Origin of the sequence: Pseudomonas peli, from assembly GCF_050563605.1 — a bacterium.
In the GTDB taxonomy this organism is placed as follows: domain Bacteria; phylum Pseudomonadota; class Gammaproteobacteria; order Pseudomonadales; family Pseudomonadaceae; genus Aquipseudomonas; species Aquipseudomonas peli_A.
Window position 1 is genome coordinate 1 of sequence record NZ_JBNXUH010000494.1, and the last position, 233, is coordinate 233.

Genomic DNA, 233 nt, shown 5'->3' on the forward strand with positions numbered 1-233 from the left:
GCGCTGGGGTGCTGCGTCCGCCGGTGGTGCTGTTCGRGGGAACGCCTCCCGGGCAGGCTATCCCACCGCTCTATATGTCCTGGCTCTTATTCACATCTCAGGCTGCCGACGACGCTCCACTCGTTTTAATTTTATAGACCGCTGCGCTGTNCAGGCGCTGGGGTGCTGCGTCCGCCGGTGGTGCTGTTCGAGGAAATGCTGCCCGAGCAGGCTATCGATACGCTCTATATGCA

At 61.0% G+C, this 233-nt stretch carries 1 pseudogene; it reads left to right on the top strand.

The features are described from left to right. Positions 1–153: 153 nt before the first annotated feature. A pseudogene (locus ACQ4LH_RS22305) lies at positions 154–233 on the top strand (hypothetical protein); the annotation flags it as partial.